General features: G+C 44.3%; 12 protein-coding genes. 8 read left to right on the top strand and 4 right to left on the bottom strand.

All coding sequences use genetic code 11. From position 1 onward, the window contains the following. Positions 1–97 precede the first annotated feature (97 nt). Positions 98–1,507: an alpha/beta hydrolase family protein gene (locus WG943_RS13430; protein WP_340409724.1), complete on the bottom strand. Its 1,410-nt coding sequence runs from the start codon at positions 1,505–1,507 to the stop codon at positions 98–100. Between the two features lie 153 nt (positions 1,508–1,660). Beyond that, positions 1,661–1,900, bottom strand: coding sequence for an ArsR family transcriptional regulator (locus tag WG943_RS13425; RefSeq protein WP_340409812.1), 240 nt, complete (start codon positions 1,898–1,900; stop codon positions 1,661–1,663). A 569-nt stretch (positions 1,901–2,469) separates the two neighbouring features. Between WG943_RS13425 and WG943_RS13420 the strand changes: the two genes are divergently transcribed. Further along, positions 2,470–3,129, top strand: a complete 660-nt coding sequence (locus tag WG943_RS13420) for a thioredoxin family protein (RefSeq protein ID WP_340409723.1) — start codon at positions 2,470–2,472, stop codon at positions 3,127–3,129. A gap of 264 nt (positions 3,130–3,393) precedes the next feature. Here WG943_RS13420 and WG943_RS13415 read toward each other — a convergent pair whose 3' ends face one another. Continuing rightward, on the bottom strand, positions 3,394–5,334 hold the full coding sequence (locus WG943_RS13415) for a peptidylprolyl isomerase (RefSeq protein ID WP_340409721.1): 1,941 nt from the start codon (positions 5,332–5,334) through the stop codon (positions 3,394–3,396). A gap of 345 nt (positions 5,335–5,679) precedes the next feature. Here WG943_RS13415 and WG943_RS13410 point away from each other — a divergent pair, with 345 nt between their 5' ends. From WG943_RS13410 to WG943_RS13380, 7 genes are all read left to right on the top strand, one after another. Further along, on the top strand, positions 5,680–6,174 hold the full coding sequence (locus WG943_RS13410; protein WP_340409720.1) for a hypothetical protein: 495 nt from the start codon (positions 5,680–5,682) through the stop codon (positions 6,172–6,174). A 110-nt stretch (positions 6,175–6,284) separates the two neighbouring features. Beyond that, on the top strand, positions 6,285–7,484 hold the full coding sequence (locus WG943_RS13405; protein ID WP_340409718.1) for an MFS transporter: 1,200 nt from the start codon (positions 6,285–6,287) through the stop codon (positions 7,482–7,484). 292 nt (positions 7,485–7,776) lie between these two features. After that, positions 7,777–8,499, top strand: a complete 723-nt coding sequence (locus tag WG943_RS13400; protein WP_340409716.1) for a hypothetical protein — start codon at positions 7,777–7,779, stop codon at positions 8,497–8,499. A 303-nt stretch (positions 8,500–8,802) separates the two neighbouring features. Further along, positions 8,803–9,912 (top strand): hypothetical protein, encoded by a 1,110-nt coding sequence (locus tag WG943_RS13395; protein WP_340409714.1) that lies wholly within the window; start codon positions 8,803–8,805, stop codon positions 9,910–9,912. 164 nt (positions 9,913–10,076) lie between these two features. Next, on the top strand, positions 10,077–10,919 hold the full coding sequence (epsC, locus tag WG943_RS13390) for a serine O-acetyltransferase EpsC (RefSeq protein WP_340409712.1): 843 nt from the start codon (positions 10,077–10,079) through the stop codon (positions 10,917–10,919). A gap of 11 nt (positions 10,920–10,930) precedes the next feature. After that, positions 10,931–11,848 (top strand): cysteine synthase A, encoded by a 918-nt coding sequence (gene cysK / locus WG943_RS13385; RefSeq protein ID WP_340409710.1) that lies wholly within the window; start codon positions 10,931–10,933, stop codon positions 11,846–11,848. A 161-nt stretch (positions 11,849–12,009) separates the two neighbouring features. Then, positions 12,010–12,750, top strand: coding sequence for a DUF4184 family protein (locus WG943_RS13380; protein ID WP_340409709.1), 741 nt, complete (start codon positions 12,010–12,012; stop codon positions 12,748–12,750). Between the two features lie 89 nt (positions 12,751–12,839). On the opposite strand, the gene WG943_RS13375 is transcribed toward WG943_RS13380, so the two are convergent. Beyond that, positions 12,840–15,563: a family 10 glycosylhydrolase gene (locus WG943_RS13375; protein WP_340409707.1), complete on the bottom strand. Its 2,724-nt coding sequence runs from the start codon at positions 15,561–15,563 to the stop codon at positions 12,840–12,842. Between the last annotated feature and the right edge of the window lie 316 nt (positions 15,564–15,879).

Genomic DNA, 15,879 nt, shown 5'->3' with positions numbered 1-15,879 from the left:
ATAATGGGTTATACATATTTATTTCAATAAAGGGATAAACGTAACAACTTAAGCTTATACCTCCAAATCGGGAGGCTAAACATAATAGCTTAACAAGCTACTTCACTACTCCCTTCATCCAACTTCCAATGATCTCTAAAGCAGCAGGGGCAAATGTTTCTTCTAGTTGGCCATACTCTGCTGGACCTCCGGTTGTAGCCGTCTGGAAGAGGTGGTTCAGGTTGGGCAGTTCTTTTATGGTATACTTCTTATTGCCAGCGGCTTTCAAGGCTTTTTCGGTGGCAGGCAGATTTTGCTGGTGAGGCACCTGCAGGTCTTTGGTACCGTTCAGAACCAGCACAGGCATTTTCAGTTTCTGCAGCGTTAGGGCAGGGTTGTAAGCCAGGTAGTAGCGCATCCAGGGGGAGCTGAGTTGGGCGATAAGTGTCTGCTCGCTTTGGGGTGTAAGGCCAAGTTGTTTCTGTTCCTGTTCGCTTAGCTTTGCCTTTGTTTCCTGCTCCAGTTGCCTTATTTTTTCAGAGGCTTTAAATACGTCAGCTTCTGTGGCGGCTATCTCGAACTGTGCTTTGCGCAGTTGCAGGTATTTCTGTAGTTGCTCCTGCGGCACTCCTGCCGCTTTTAGTAAGGCTTCGTTTTGGGCTACGAGTAGCTCTGTACCTGGTACGGCGTTGCCTGCCATCAACATAACAAAAGCTACATCAGGGTGTTTGGCAGCTACCTTGGCAGCTACTAGGGCTCCTTCGCTGTGCCCAATCAAGCCAATCTTTTTATTGTTAACACCATTAAAGTTCTTCAGGTAAGTATAAGCAGCCTCGGCGTCGGAGGTAAAATCTTCGGTGGTGGCAGTAGTAAAGTTACCTCCCGATTTACCCACACCACGATCATCTAAACGAAGCACGGCAAAGCCTTGGCGGGTAAGGTAATCGGCTAGCACCAGGAACGGCTTGTGCCCCATAATGGTCTGGTCGCGGTCTTGGGGGCCGGAGCCGGTAAAAAGTATAACTGCAGGGGCCTTTGGGTTATCTTTCGGCAAAGTAAGAGTGCCTACCAACTGGATGCCTGCCGCCTTATTGGCTATGGTTACTTCAGTTTCCTGGTAGGGGTAAGGCTTTAAAGGCAGCTGTGGACGTTTAGCTGTTTCGGCCTCGCCTTTGGTAAGCGGTATATGCATACGCTGGCCAGCCTGTTTCAAATAACCGTCTATACTTTCGGGACCGGTTAGCTTACCTGCGTACGAGCCTTGTATGGCCTGTATGTTCAAGTATAAACTATCCTGCACCAGCTTTACCGATGTAACCGGTATACCTTTGGCGCCCTGGTCAGGGCTGTCCATGGTAGCGGTAAGGCTACCGTCTGGGGTAGCGCTGATGTTAAAAACCAGCCGTAGCTTTGCCCCGCCAACGTTCAAGGCACCGTTCCAACTGCCAGTAACATCGCTTTTTTGCTGTGCAAACAGACTGCAACTGATGGCAAGCAGCAGGGTGAAGGAAAGTAGGTATCGCTTCATAGATGGGTATGTTTTCGTGTTTTATACTTTTAATAAGTTGTCTGATGGCGTTCTTTGCGATGCCCTATAAAAGAGTGATCTATCGGCGCTACCATTGTTGCGGCCAAGGAAACGATTAGGTGTATAGTCTGGTCGTTTCTGTTTTTCATCGTGCTATCTCATAAGGGCTTTCATCAAAGTTAATATTGCATCAAGCGCCCTTGTGTTTAGCGAATAGATCACAAACTGCTTCTGCGAGTTAACCAAGTCGGCTTGGCTTAGTATGTCGAAGTGGTACGAAATGCTTGGTTTGGTAATTTTGAAAGCCCTTATTATCTCCACAGCAGTCAAATATCTCTCCTTCAGCAGATCCAGAGTGTTTCGTCGAATGAGGTCATTTAAGGCTTTAAACACTTTGTTCACGGTACTGTTAAGTATTTAGGCAAATGTCTAAATAATTATGAATTATGCAACTATAACTTTATAAAGTTTAAGTGCAGGCTTCAAAAATGTAGCTTCAGAAATTGCGAAAGTTGTAAAAGTGCAAATTAAGAGCTATCTTTAGGATAATACTGAAGTGTAAGTATATTTTCCGCAAGTCCTCCTACTGCCCTAAGTACTGTGTTATTGTTAAACTGCAGCTACCGGAGAGGCAGTTTCTTCAGGTTTGCTTGCTAGCATGTTGCTGCAGCACTTGTTCCTGCAATAACGCATTTGCTGCTCTATGATTTTTTATGCGATAATGCAAGGAAGCTTGTCTTTCAGGAGTCTGCTTTAAGGAAAAATTTATGCTCGTCTGGTTTAGTAGAGTAGTAGCTAATTGTTTGTAATTCAGTTATAAAACAACTTATAAAGACGAGTTGGCTTATCATCAGGCTGCAGCAAAAGCAGGAGCAGAGGAACTATTTATATGCTGTATTTGTAATATATAAGTGGTGCTATACTTGCCACAAACACCTAAGTCCTAAAACCAAAATCTGATTATGATAGATACAAAAGCAAATACATTGATTACCCGAGACATTTTAAACAACGCCATCAGCTACACGCAGTACCGTGAAATAATAGACAAGCTGCTGGCCGAAAACAAAACTACCGGCACCGACCACTCTGATAGCATGGTAGAGTATACCCGTATGAACATGCAACGCATGAGAAGGGTAGAGAAAACCACAGTATTGCAGGACGAACTGGTGCAGAAAATGCTTAGCCTGCAAACACCTATGGTGTGGGTTATACTTACCGAGGCCTGGTGCGGCGATGCGGCACAGAATATTCCGGCCATTGTTAAAATTGCGGATGCTTCTCCGGTTGTAGAAGTAAAACTGCTGCTCCGCGACGAACACCCTGCTATAATGGATGCTTACCTTACAAACGGTGGCCGCTCTATACCAAAGCTTATTGCACTGCATGCAGAAACCTTAGAAGTGCTTGGCACTTGGGGGCCGCGACCTGCAGCTGCACAAAAACTGGTGATGCAGGCGAAAGAAAGCAACATGCCTTTTAAGGAGATGGCTGAGAAATTGCACGGCTGGTATGCCAAAGACCGTAGCCGTGCCCTGCAGCAGGAGTTTGTACAGCTAATTCCAGAGTTAGGTATGCTGGTAGCTCCGGAAGAACAACTGGTAGAGCGTTGCTCGTAAACTTTTTAGCCTAAAAGTATACTTTATACAAAAAGAGGCTGCACCCAGTGCAGCCTCTTTTTAGTTTATACCTATTGTAGGCATCAACACTACGCGCTAGCTATCAGAGTTTCCCCGTCATAGATATTATAGCTTTTAAAAGAACCTAACATTTTGAGCCTGATATCCTGCAAGTAAAAGCATCCTGTTTCCTGAAGTATATCTATTGGCCAGGTATTTTGTACCTGAACCACCTATAAATCAACTGGCCATACTTCATGTATATTACTTCAGGCTTACTTCTAATATCTTATCGCCTACCTCCAGCTGGTGCACTACATCCATGCCGTCTATTACTTTGGCAAAAATAGTATACTTGCCATCCAGGTGTGGGGCAGGGGAGTGGGTAATAAACCATTGGTTGCTCTCGGTATCTTTACCAGCCGATGCCATACCTACATATCCTTCGCGGTAATTTAATGGTGCGAACTCTGAGCGGATGGAGTAATCAGAACTACCCCAACCATCTCCGCGCTTATCACCACCCTGTACCACAAAGTTTGGCACTACCCTGTGAAAGTATAGATCATCAAAAAACCGCTTCTCTACAAGCTCTACAAAGTTAGCCACCGAACCAGGCGCATCTTCTAAAAACAATTGCATCACAATAGTGCCCTTATCTGTTCTTAGCAGCACCTGCTGCCCCTCCGGTATTCGCTTTACTAAGGTCCAGTCAATGGGGTGGGTGAAGGGGTTCTCAGGAGTTATACTTTCGCGTTTGCCATTCAGGTAATCAATAGTGCGCTGCAGCTCTATATTAGTCTCCATATCGCGGGGCAGCTGTAGTTTTTGTTGTGCCTGCGCTAAAAAGCTATGCTCTTTGTACTGGCTGCGCAGGTTAAGTTTCGGATCGCGTATGGCAGCAGCTGCCATGCCTACCAATGCTACATCGCCGGTGCCAACAGCCTTTTTAAAGATATCTGCAAACTCAGTCTCAAATTTTCTTGGGAAATCGCTTTGCTGGCGCATGCTAATAAGTGCATCCATGCCTGTGGTAGCAAGAATAGGCTGCTCTGCCAAGAACATTTGCTCAGCTATGTACTTGTAGTTTTCCACGTCGCCGGACAATGCTTTTAACAAATATGCCTTCTCGTAAGGGTTGCGCAGGTTCTGGTACTGCTGTTTGTAGCGGAGGTTTAGCAGCGCCCGGTTGTGGGGCTGGCTGTTGCGCAGCGTTACCCAAATCACACCGCTTCGTACGCGTGCATCCTGTAGCTGTGGCAGCAGTTGTAGCAGCGTATCAATTTCTACACCAGCGGGGTTAGCCTGTATAAATTCAGAGGCAGCAACAGCGGTGTTGATGTTTTTATCCTGAAGGGCGGCAAGTATGGCCGGTTTTATCTGGCTAAACTCTAAACCCGACATAGCACGAACTGCACTTAACCTTACCCGGTAATCCGGATCGCTTTGCGCTATGTTAGACAGAAACTGCGCCTTGTCCATTGCCCTTACTTTGCCTAAAGCCTGGGTTACAGCCATGCGTACTTCCGGAGCCTGATCAGAGGTGGCAGCTGTAAGCAATGCCTGGCGGTAGTTGGTGAGGTCTAGCCGTGGGGTGCGGGCCAGAAAGTGAGCTGCAGCTAACCTTACCTCGTAGGGCCTTACCGATGCCAAAGATTTAACAACCAGTTCTACTCCCTTAGGTGTGTGTTGCTGCCTTAGTCCTGCTCTGTATAAGCCCCAGGTTTGTCCTGCCTGCGAGACCTCGTTCGTAGCGTTATAATCTGTGAGAAATTCTACACCTGCTGTAGTCGCTATTTTACCTAAAGCCTCTAGCAGCTCTGCCTGTACTTCGGGTTTGCCTTCTTGTGGCATGTGTTTTATTATGCTGCTTTCTGCTTTGCTGTGCCCAATTTGTCCTAACGAGTAGGCCGCTGCCTTACGTACAGCCGTGGTCGTATCAGTAAGCAGGCCTAACAGGTCAGGTATGGCCAGGGTATCTTGTACTGATGCAAAGGCTAGGGCAGCCTCTTTTCGGTAAGTAGCTTTGCTATGGTGTAAGAAAGGTAGTAACTCAGCTGTGTTACGCTTATCTTGCAGGGTATATATTTTTTGTAAATTGGTGTCTGAGAATTTGTTGACCGAAACCTCTGTGCTTTGCTGCGGTACCTGCTGACAGGCAGCCGTAGTCATAAACATAGTGGCAACTATAATATACTTTTTCATGAATTAGCTATTTTGCACCTCAATATAGTCAATTTATAGGCGATCTTATATTTATAAGATAAATGCAAAAATAAATATAAATATTTAAACCTTTGTGTATTTCATAAAGTATAGCACATAATATAGATTTCAGGAATTGCTCATATGGAATTCTACCTTCTAAGTTAAATCAAAAAGTTAAGGCGGATTAATAAAAAATTCGCGATTATTGTTTATCTTAATTTATGTCTGCCGACGCTATATGGCAGCTAAATTCCATTTTCAGTTTTAGCACAATAAGACACTATAGTTGCCAACGGTACTTAATAAAAGTAATGGCTGGCAAACATGTAAAATTTATATACCATGTACGTCAATCTATATCCACATAAGCAGCTTCAGAAAAGTGTAAAATTTGTAGGGCTACTAGGCATGTTCTTAACAGCAGGAGGAGTTTATGCACTCATCAGAGAATTACTGCTATCAGACTCTTTACGAGTGGGCTGGGCTATAAGTGGTCTGGTGATTTTACTTGCTGGTTTTGCGTGCTTTGTAATCGGATCTAATCGCCATATCATACGAGAAGCATACTTTTCGATGAGTCCTGAGTGTATAAAGTACAGGCTTGCGCTGCTTGCAAGGGAGCAGGTTATTTTCTGGAAAGACGTAGAGGCACTGGAGATATCTGCTCATGCTGTAATTTATAATCTTACATCCGGGAGGAACATCAAAATGCGTTTGGGTCATATTCAGCACGATGAGGTGGCCTTGCACGTATCAAGAAGCATACATTTGGCTGCTTTGGAAAAAGGCATTGTTATAAATGGTGTTCAAACTGCAAAACACAATTCTGTAGCATAAGTATAGCGTTGCCTGCTCCGGGTGCCTTGCCTCCTCATTTATACTTTAATCTAGCTTTTGTTGGCATCAAAGCCTAAGCTTTCCCACCTTTGCACCCTGAAAGGTAAAGTATGGCAGAGCAGATCACGCGGGTTTATGGGCTTCAGTTCGGGTTGTTGTGCCTGAGTTCTTTCCTGTTTTTTGCCAGTTTCAACATGATTATTCCGGAGCTCCCGGATTATCTTACCAGCCTGGGCGGCGAAGAGTATAAAGGCCTTATTATTTCTCTATTTACATTAACGGCTGGCCTATCAAGGCCTTTTAGCGGGAAGCTTGCCGATAAGATAGGGCGGATTCCGGTGATGATGGTTGGCGGGGCTGTATGTGTACTGGCAGGCTTTATTTACCCGGTAACTGGTTCTGTAGCAGCCTTTCTTTTGCTGCGTTTCCTGCATGGTTTTTCAACTGGATTTACGCCTACGGGTACCTCTGCCTACGTTGCTGATGTGGTGCCTGTAGAGCGGCGGGGAGAGGCGATGGGCTTAATTGGTTTATCTGGGAGTTTGGGCATGGCTGCAGGTCCTGCTTTAGGTGGTGCCATTGCCAATCAGTTTTCTGTTAATACCATGTTTTATTCCTCTTCGGTGGCTGCTTTTCTGTCGGTGGCAGTGCTGGTGCGTATGCACGAAACACTGGACAACCCGCACCGCTTCAGGATGGGCCTGTTGCGCATTTCCCGGAAAGAGATTTTTGAGCCACGGGTTTGGGGGCCATCTTTTGTGATGCTCTTCTCAACTTTCGCCTTTGGCACTATACTTACCATTATCCCCGACTTTAGTGCTTACCTGGGTATAAAAAACAAGGGGCTTTTCTTCACCAGTTTCACCGTTTCTTCGCTGGCTATTCGTTTTCTGGCAGGTAGGGCCTCTGATAAGTATGGCCGCATAAACGTACTTCGCATTAGTACAGGCCTGTTAACATTGGCTATGATAGTAGTAGGTTTATGTAGTACCGCAACGGAACTGCTGCTGGCCGGAGTATTATTTGGAGTAGCCACAGGCATGAACTCACCTACAGTTTACGCCTGGACAATAGATCTTAGCCATGTGGCGCACCGGGGCAGGGCTATGGCTACCATGTATATTGCTCTTGAAGCCGGTATAGGCTTGGGAGCTCTAAGTTCCGGATGGCTATATGACAACAACGCAGCTAATTTTACGCTTGCTTTCTGGACATCAGCAGCCTGTGCCGCAGTTGCTTTTCTGTACCTCATGCTGTTATCCAAAAACCAACTGGAGCGACCAAGCTTCTTAGCTAGATACAACTCGTAATATTGTATTATTTACATATGTTGGTTTTTATAAATTGTTGTTTTGCTATACTATAGGTTAATTTTTTAGTGCAAAAAATTTCACTAAAAATTTTGAGAATTTGCTAACACCTTTTCAAAGTCTTCCGTAAATACCCCCAAAGCAGTTCTTACAGTTCCCTTCTAAATTACCTTAGCTTATATAGCATGGCATTTTCCTTTAACCTGGTGCGGGAGCGCGGCAGGTGTAAAGTATCATTTTGCCGGGAGGGAAAAGAACTGGTAGTATGTTTTAATCTCTTATAAAGTGTAGTATGAAAAAGTTTACTTTAAGATCAGTATGTGTTTTTGCGTTTGGCTTTGTGTTGATGGGTTGTGAAAAAGACAACGATTCGGCTACACCATTTGCAGCAAACGATACCAAGAACTTTGGTACATCGCCGACATCTTGCGAAATAATTGAATTTGACGGATATAATGATATTGTAACAGGTGGAGGCGCCGTAACAACAGTTTACAGCGAAGGTACGCCAGTGCGCATCTCGGCGCAGCTTAGATCAGCCAGAGGAAACAACATCGATACAGAAAGAGGTGTTTACCTGAACAACAATGCTGCAGTGCTTTACAATACCAGCCAGCCTGATAACCGTAACAAAAACTACAGAACACCAAACAATAATGCCATCAGGCCGATGGGCAATGTGTTGACAGTTGGTAGACAGCAAGGTAACTCAACGGCTATTTATAATAAAGGCAGCCGCCTCGAAATGGATTTTTCTGAAATGGGTACTATTACCTTAAATGGTATACATGTGCTTGATATAGAGCAGAACGAAGCTGATTCTAAACTTGATCTGATTGATAAGAACGGTAAGATTATTAAAACTTTTAATTTACCTGTAACAGGTGCCTACGGCGCTACAAGATTGAACACAGAAGAAACACCAGGAGTGGCTAAGATTCGTGTTACGTTTGGTGGCGAAGGTACAAGCAATGGCTCTGGCGCCATAGATGTAATCGAGTTCTGCAGAGACTAAAAAAAGCTTAAATGCTGCCGCCTGTTAAACAGGCGGCAGCATTTAAGCTTTAAATTTGTATACTTTTTTTCTGTAACACAGTATACACAAATCCAAAACCTGATAGTCTTGGCTTATCCGGTTTTTTTTATGCCCTATAGTTACCCGCTTCCTCCTTTGCAAAGCCAGAAATGGCCATTGATTAATACACCCTTTAACACAGATTTTGATTTCGCCGGTGCGCTAATTTTAGTGGCATGGAAGTGCTGCGCCGGGTTAAGTGATATTTTTAAACCTTTTGTTAAACTATGAAAATGATTAATTATGAAGAAACAATTAACTAAAATTGGAACCCTGTGCTTAAGTGCCCTAGTGTTTTTTGGTTGTGAAAAAGAAGACGATGCCATGAATTTAAGTGCTTTGAGCAGCCAAAATAGTTTAAGTGAAAATTGCCACACAATCGATTTTGAGAACTTCTCAGCTAATGATTTTCCGATCAGTCAAGTAACTGGTAGCTATGGTACAGTAGGTATACTTGCCCAAAAGAGAGCAGAAGGCGTTGTAAGTGACGACTATACCAGTGTTAATGTAGCACGTGTATACGATGCACGAGTACATACCGGAGATGATGGCCATGACCTGGGTAGTCCTGATTATTTAGGTAAAATGTTGATTGCAAACCAATATACACCGGAAGAGGTAGCAGCTAACCCGAATGGCCTTGATCCGCTAGGCCACAAGTTTTCCGATGCTAGTGATAATGCTTGGGGTGCAACACTGGAGATGGATTTTTCTGGTATTGCGCATCCCGTTATGCTGAAATCTATAGATGTTGTGGATGTTGATAAGAACAAGGTACTGGAAAATGAGTCTTATGTGCGTGTGATTGATACTAATAACCAAGAGTATAACTTTCCGCTTACCCCCTATGAGCAGGAAGGAAGTGTGCAGACGGTACAGTTAAATGTTGCCAATGCTAAAAAGCTAATTGTGGTGCTGGATGGTGTTGGTACTTCGGTGGGATCTGGCGCAATAGACAACATTGTGTTCTGTGTAGATAAACCAACAGGTGAGCTTAGAGGCTGTACAAGAACACAGGGTTACTGGAAAAATCATGTTACCGGTAAGAAAGCAGATCCAGCCTGGGGAAATCTGGCAAATGCTACTTTCTTCTCAAGCGGAAAAACTTACTTGCAGATTTTAAAGACGCCACCTAAAGGAAGTGCATACATTATCTTAGCTCATCAGTATATTGCAGCTAAGCTTAACCTCGCAGCAGGTGCTACAATGCCTGCTAACGTGCAAACTGTATATGATAATGCGACTTCATACTTTAACGGTGGTACAACCCCTGACAGAAACAAATTAACAGAATGGGCAGGAATACTGGATGCCTACAACAACGGCAAAATGGGAGTGCCTCATTGTAAATAATCAGAGCCTACCATAAAATTATAAAAGACGCCTGCAGCATGTAAACTGCAGGCGTCTTCATTTATGCTATAGGAGTGAAACAAATCAGTTTATAGGCTCTTACTAAAACAACCTCTCCCATTAATTGTAGTATAAACATTACTGCAGTTTACCCTGGTAATTTTATGCTCTCGGATAAAAGAAGGTTTATAGAACATCTGGCCAACAGTCATCTTAGCTCCGCACATGTGGTGCCGCGTTCAGTTAGCTGTGCTTTCCTGGATGGCCTGCTGCAACTGCTCTTCCCGCCCCTAGCTGAACAAAATATAGCCTCAGGCAAAGAAGTAGAGCATCATTTACGTGTGCTGGAGTCGGACCTGGTGCTTATACTGGTTAAGCTGGAAGAAAGGCTTCCTGATTCGCCGGCAGGTATTGTGAATGCCTTTTTTAATGAACTGCCATCTATTTACTATCAGCTACTGGACGATGCGCAGGCAATAGAAGCAGGCGATCCAGCTGCTGTAAACACCGACGAAGTAATACGTACATATCCTGGGTTTTATGCTGTGGCTGTGTATAGAATAGCGCATTTGCTTTATAAGATGCAGGTGCCGCTGCTGCCGCGCATTTACTCAGAGCATGCCCATGCTAAAACTGGAATCGATATACACCCCGGGGCAACTATCGGAGTTGCTTTCTGCATAGACCATGGTACAGGTGTGGTAATTGGAGAAACCACTGATATCGGTAACCATGTTAAAGTATACCAGGGCGTAACGTTGGGCGCAGCCAGCGTAGATAAGGCAATGGCTAATGTGAAGCGGCACCCCACTATAGAGGATAACGTGGTTATTTATGCCGGGGCAACTATACTAGGAGGTAAAACAGTAGTTGGCAAAAATAGTGTTATCGGTGGTAATGTCTGGCTTACCGAAAGCGTGCCGCCTTTCTCCAGGGTTTACCATCGCCCTCAGATACAGGTGCGGCAAACGCCTGATCCGGCTTATCTCATAAACTTTTCAATCTAACAAAGTATACTATGAAAGCAACTACTATACTAGGCACTATAGGTAACACACCGCATGTGCGTATCAACAAACTATTTAACGACAAGGCAGAAGTATGGATGAAGCTGGAGCGCAGTAACCCCGGTGGAAGTATAAAAGACCGTATTGCGCTGGCTATGATAGAAGATGCCGAGCAAAAAGGATTACTGAAAGAGGATAGTATAATAGTGGAGCCGACATCGGGAAATACAGGTGTGGGCCTGGCTATGGTGGCTGCTGTTAAAGGTTACGACCTGATTTTGGTAATGCCGGAGTCTATGTCGGTGGAGCGGCGCAGGCTTATGGCTGCTTATGGCGCCAAACTGGAGCTTACCCCGCGCGAGAAAGGTATGAAAGGAGCCATCGAGAGAGCACGTGAATTAGTGCAGGAGAATAGTAATGCCTGGATGCCCATGCAGTTTGATAACGAAGCTAATGTGCAGATACATATTGATACTACAGCCAGAGAGATACTGGAAGATTTTCCGGAGGGGTTTGATTATCTTATCACCGGTGTAGGCACAGGTGGGCACATAACAGGTGTAGCTAAAGTGCTGAAAGGGCGATTCCCTAACTTAAAAGTGTTTGCCGTTGAGCCTGCCGCATCTCCTGTGCTAAGTGGCGGACAGCCAGGACCGCACCCGCTGCAGGGCATTGGTGCTGGCTTTATTCCAAGTATCATGGATACCACGCTGCTAGACGGTGTAATAAAAGTAGAGCGCGACGCTGCCTTCGATTTTTCACGTCGTGCTGCCCGCGAAGAAGGCTTATTTATTGGTGTGTCATCAGGAGCATCGCTAAGTGCGGTATCTCAGAAAATAGAGGAGGACTTACCTGACGGAACAAGAATTCTGACATTCTGCTACGACACTGGCGAGCGTTACCTATCGGTAGAGGATCTATTTATATAAAACAATAGCGGTAAGAAGTTTAGAAGGAGGCAGCTTGTAAAGTTGCCTCCTTCTATTACAGGAGCAGGCTTAGCATTGGCTCTTAGCGGTTATACTTCCATTGGTTTAGCGGCTTTCTAAGTCAAATGCTGATAGCTTAAATCTATACTTTTTCCTTAAACATGCCTTTTACTTTCTCACATCCTGCAGTTGTTCTACCGCTTTGCCTACTTCCCAGAAAATGGGTGTCTGTTACAGGTTTGATTGTTGGTAGCTTAATGCCCGACTTTGAGAAGTTCCTGAAAATGGCTCCCGGTAATACTATTAGCCATACTTGGGAGGGAATTTTTTGGTTTAACCTTCCTCTGGGTATTTTACTAGCTTTCCTGTTTCACGATGTGGTGCGCAATCCGCTTATATATAACCTGCCTAAGCCTCTAAAAAAACGTTTTGTGCGTTATGTGGCTTTTGATTGGCGCAGCTACTTCAGAAAAAAATATCTTGTTATAGTTTTAAGCATTTTGTTCGGGGCAGTCTCTCACATTGGTTGGGATAGTATTACACACAGAGAGGGGCTAGGTGTGCAGTTGTTAGGCTTTCTATCGAAACGAGTAACTATCTGGGATTCTAAATTTGCCTTATACCACCTGTTGGATATACTGGGCTCGGTGTTAGGAGCAATTTTTATCTTAGGCTTTATACTTTTTTTACCAGTAAAGCCTAAAAAGGCAAATCTAAAATTTGCTAACTATTGGAGCCTGTACTGGCCCTCAGTTTTAGTTATTGCCCTTTTTATTGTAGTGCTAAGAGGAATTTTTAGTTTAGAGGCTGAAGCTTATTGGAATATGATTATAACCTCTATCTCTGCTTTTCTGATAGGTGTTACTGTTTCTTCTTGCTTTGTAAAGTATAATCTAAAGTAGATTCCTATTTGGAATATTTATACTTTGGAAAATTAAGAAGCCCCTGCTGAGGAGTCAGCAGGGGCTTCTTAGTAACTGTTCTCTTTGTTTTAATTATCCTTCAGCAGTCTGAATGTGTGTACTTTGTTGCTAGTGATCAGGCGGACAATGTATAAACTACCTTTCATAGATCCTGTCTTAACCTTAAAGTTATATGTTCTGTCTGCCTCTGTGCTCCCTTCAAATAGATGCTGTACTAGATTGCCGTGCAGGTCGTAAATTGCCAGTACTGCTTGTGTTTCTGCATTGCTCAGGCTAAACTCAACAGTAGTCTGAGTCGTGAATGGGTTAGGGTAGGCTTTTAACACAACTGGTTGGTTCACCTGCTGAGATGAAACTACTGGAGCAGTAGAGTCGCAATTACCCAATGATGCGCCTGCCTTTGTTAGCAGTGCTGCAACTGCGCTAGGTGCAACTGAATTACTATTCTGGCCATTCACGCATACTAATACCTTATTGTTATGGCCGCTGCGCACATCAATAACATGTACAGAAATCGAAGCTGTTGATGTACAGCCATATTGATTAGTAGCGGTAACAGTAAAAGTATAGTCTCCGGCGGCTGTAGGAGAGAACTCAACCGCTGCCCCTGTTGTAATGCTCAGCCCAGTTACAGGGCTCCATTTATAAGTTGTGCTACCTTCATCAGATGTTGCGTTAGCTGCTGCAAGCGTTAGCTTCTGTGCTCCGTAACCTAAAGCAATTGTATTGTCTGGTAAACCTGTGTAGGTGTTATCAGATTTGCTTAGGCTAATAGTAGCTTGTGGTACAGTGCCTGTAATAGTTACTACAGCAGTAGCTGATGCTACGTTGCCACTAAGATCTCTGGCTGTGAATGTAACCAGGTTCTCTCCGATGTTGCTACAGTCGAAAGTGCTTCGGGATATACTTAGGCTGCTTACATCTAATTCGCAGCTATCCCAGGTACCGTTATCAATATCTGCTGCTGTAATACTTACAGAGCCATTGCTAAGGGTGCGGGTAATGTTCTGTGTAAGTATAACCGGAGGTGTTGTGTCTTTCTTTGTAAGTATAAAGCTGCTGCTAGAGGATTTGCCTGAAGCATCTGTTGCCGTAATTGTGATCTGCATCTCTCCTGCGCCATTTATCACTGTGCCGGCAGCCGGTTGCTGTGTAAGTATGATCTCATCCGTAGAAGAAACGTCATCGCTTACAGTTACAAGGCTACTATAGTCTGGTAAACTGGCTGAGCAGGAAAGTGCTAGTGAAAGCTCCTGGTTGCTGATGCTGGCAATTACAGGTGCCAGGTAATCGGTTACATTAGACGGTGAACTCTCATTATGAAAGCGATCCAGGGCAGTTACTGTATAGTAATATGTAGAGCTGGATGCCAAAGCCTTATCTACAAATATGTCGGTGTCAGTGTCAGTAATTGCTAAGATATTATCTGTGTTTTCAAGATCGATCTCAGGCGTTAGTGAACGGTATATCACAAACCTTTTCACCTTATTCATCTCATCGCTGGTGTCAGCTGGTTTTGTCCACTTCAGCATTACCGAGTCGTTGGCATACCGTTCCGCGATCAGCTGAGCGGGGGCGGCTGGTGCCGTGTTGTCGCGCCACGGCATGTTTGGAAGTAAGGCAGGTTTGCTATAAAAATCGTAACGCAACGAATCTCTAAAACCAAGTTTTGTTGTGCTGCGAAGGCTGCTGGTATTATAAATTGCCTGTCCATATACATTGCTGTGCTCTCTGTTCAGGCGCATTTGGTTAGGTATCTGGGACGGGTTTGCCCAGTGTGCCCCTTGTGCCGGATCGTTTACTTTATAGCCAGCCATACCTATATAGATGTGTCGGCCATAGGAGTTGTTGTTCCACCATGGTATTAAAACGCTATAATTTGCGCCTGGCTGTCCCATATACCAGTAAACCTGAGGAGCAAGGTAGTCGATCCAGCCTTCCTGTAGCCATTTGCGGGAATCTGCATAAAGGGTTGTATAGTGCTGTAAGCCGCTTGTAGCAGAGCCTATCTCCGGGTTAGTGCTGTTGCGGTAAATACCTGATGGAGAAATACCAAACTTCACCCAGGGCTTTATGTCTTTTATACTTTCACTTACCTGCTGAATCAGCAAATTTACGTTATCTCTTCTCCAGTCTCCCCGGTCAGTAAAGCCTCTCGGATCTGCCAGATAGTTCACATCGTCGTTAAAGGCAGCGTTAGGATAGAAGTAATCATCAAAATGTATACCGTCAACATCATAGCGTTGTACAATGTCTTCTATCACGCTGTTTACATAATCTCTTACCTCCGGCAGCGCAGGATTTAAAATGCGTTGTGCTCCGGCTGCCAATAGCCATTCCGGATGGCGTTTTGCCACGTGGCTTGGGTCAAACGTGCCGATGTTGGCATAATTGGCTATAGCACGGTAAGGGTTTATCCAGGCATGAAACTCTATACCTCTTTTGTGACATTCTTCAATCATGAACTGCATTGGGTCCCAACTGGGGCTTGGCGCTCTCCCTTGTAAGCCTGTCAGGTCGGCAGACCAGGGTTCAGTTTCACTGGGGTACAAGGCGTCGCACTGGTTACGAACCTGGATAAACAATGCGTTTTTACCAGTTGCCTTATGATGATCCACAATAGCAATAAAGGCTGCACGCTGTTGAGCTGGGGTTTGATTTTTGTTTGGCCAGTCTATGCCAAAATAAGAAGCTATCCAGGCACCACGGAATTCCCGCTTAGGTGCGTTTTGTGCTACACCGCTTAAAAGTGTAACTAAGGATAAAAGAATAATGAGTAGAGGTGTTTTCATAAGCAACCGATCTTAAGTGTTTATGCATGAAGTTGTTAAGAATAAGGGGAGAAACGCAACAAATTAATTATGGTTGTACTAAGATATTGCAAAACCCTGCAAAACATATTAAACCCCTCTTATATTTAAATGGAGCTATGTTTTTAGGAAAATAAATTTTTATAACCGCTCTGGGTAATGCGTTAGCAGTCTCAGAAAAATTGTGAAGTTGTATTGAGTATCAGGTAGGTATCAGGATTTGAAAGTTAAACCTGTGCTACTAAAAAGAATCACCTGTTGATGGACACAAAAGAAAAAAGGCAACCAATCTGGTTGC

Source organism: Pontibacter sp. H249 (genome assembly GCF_037892465.1).
In the GTDB taxonomy this organism is placed as follows: domain Bacteria; phylum Bacteroidota; class Bacteroidia; order Cytophagales; family Hymenobacteraceae; genus Pontibacter.
Note: the sequence above shows the minus strand (reverse complement) of the source record. Positions and strands in the feature narration are given on the sequence as shown.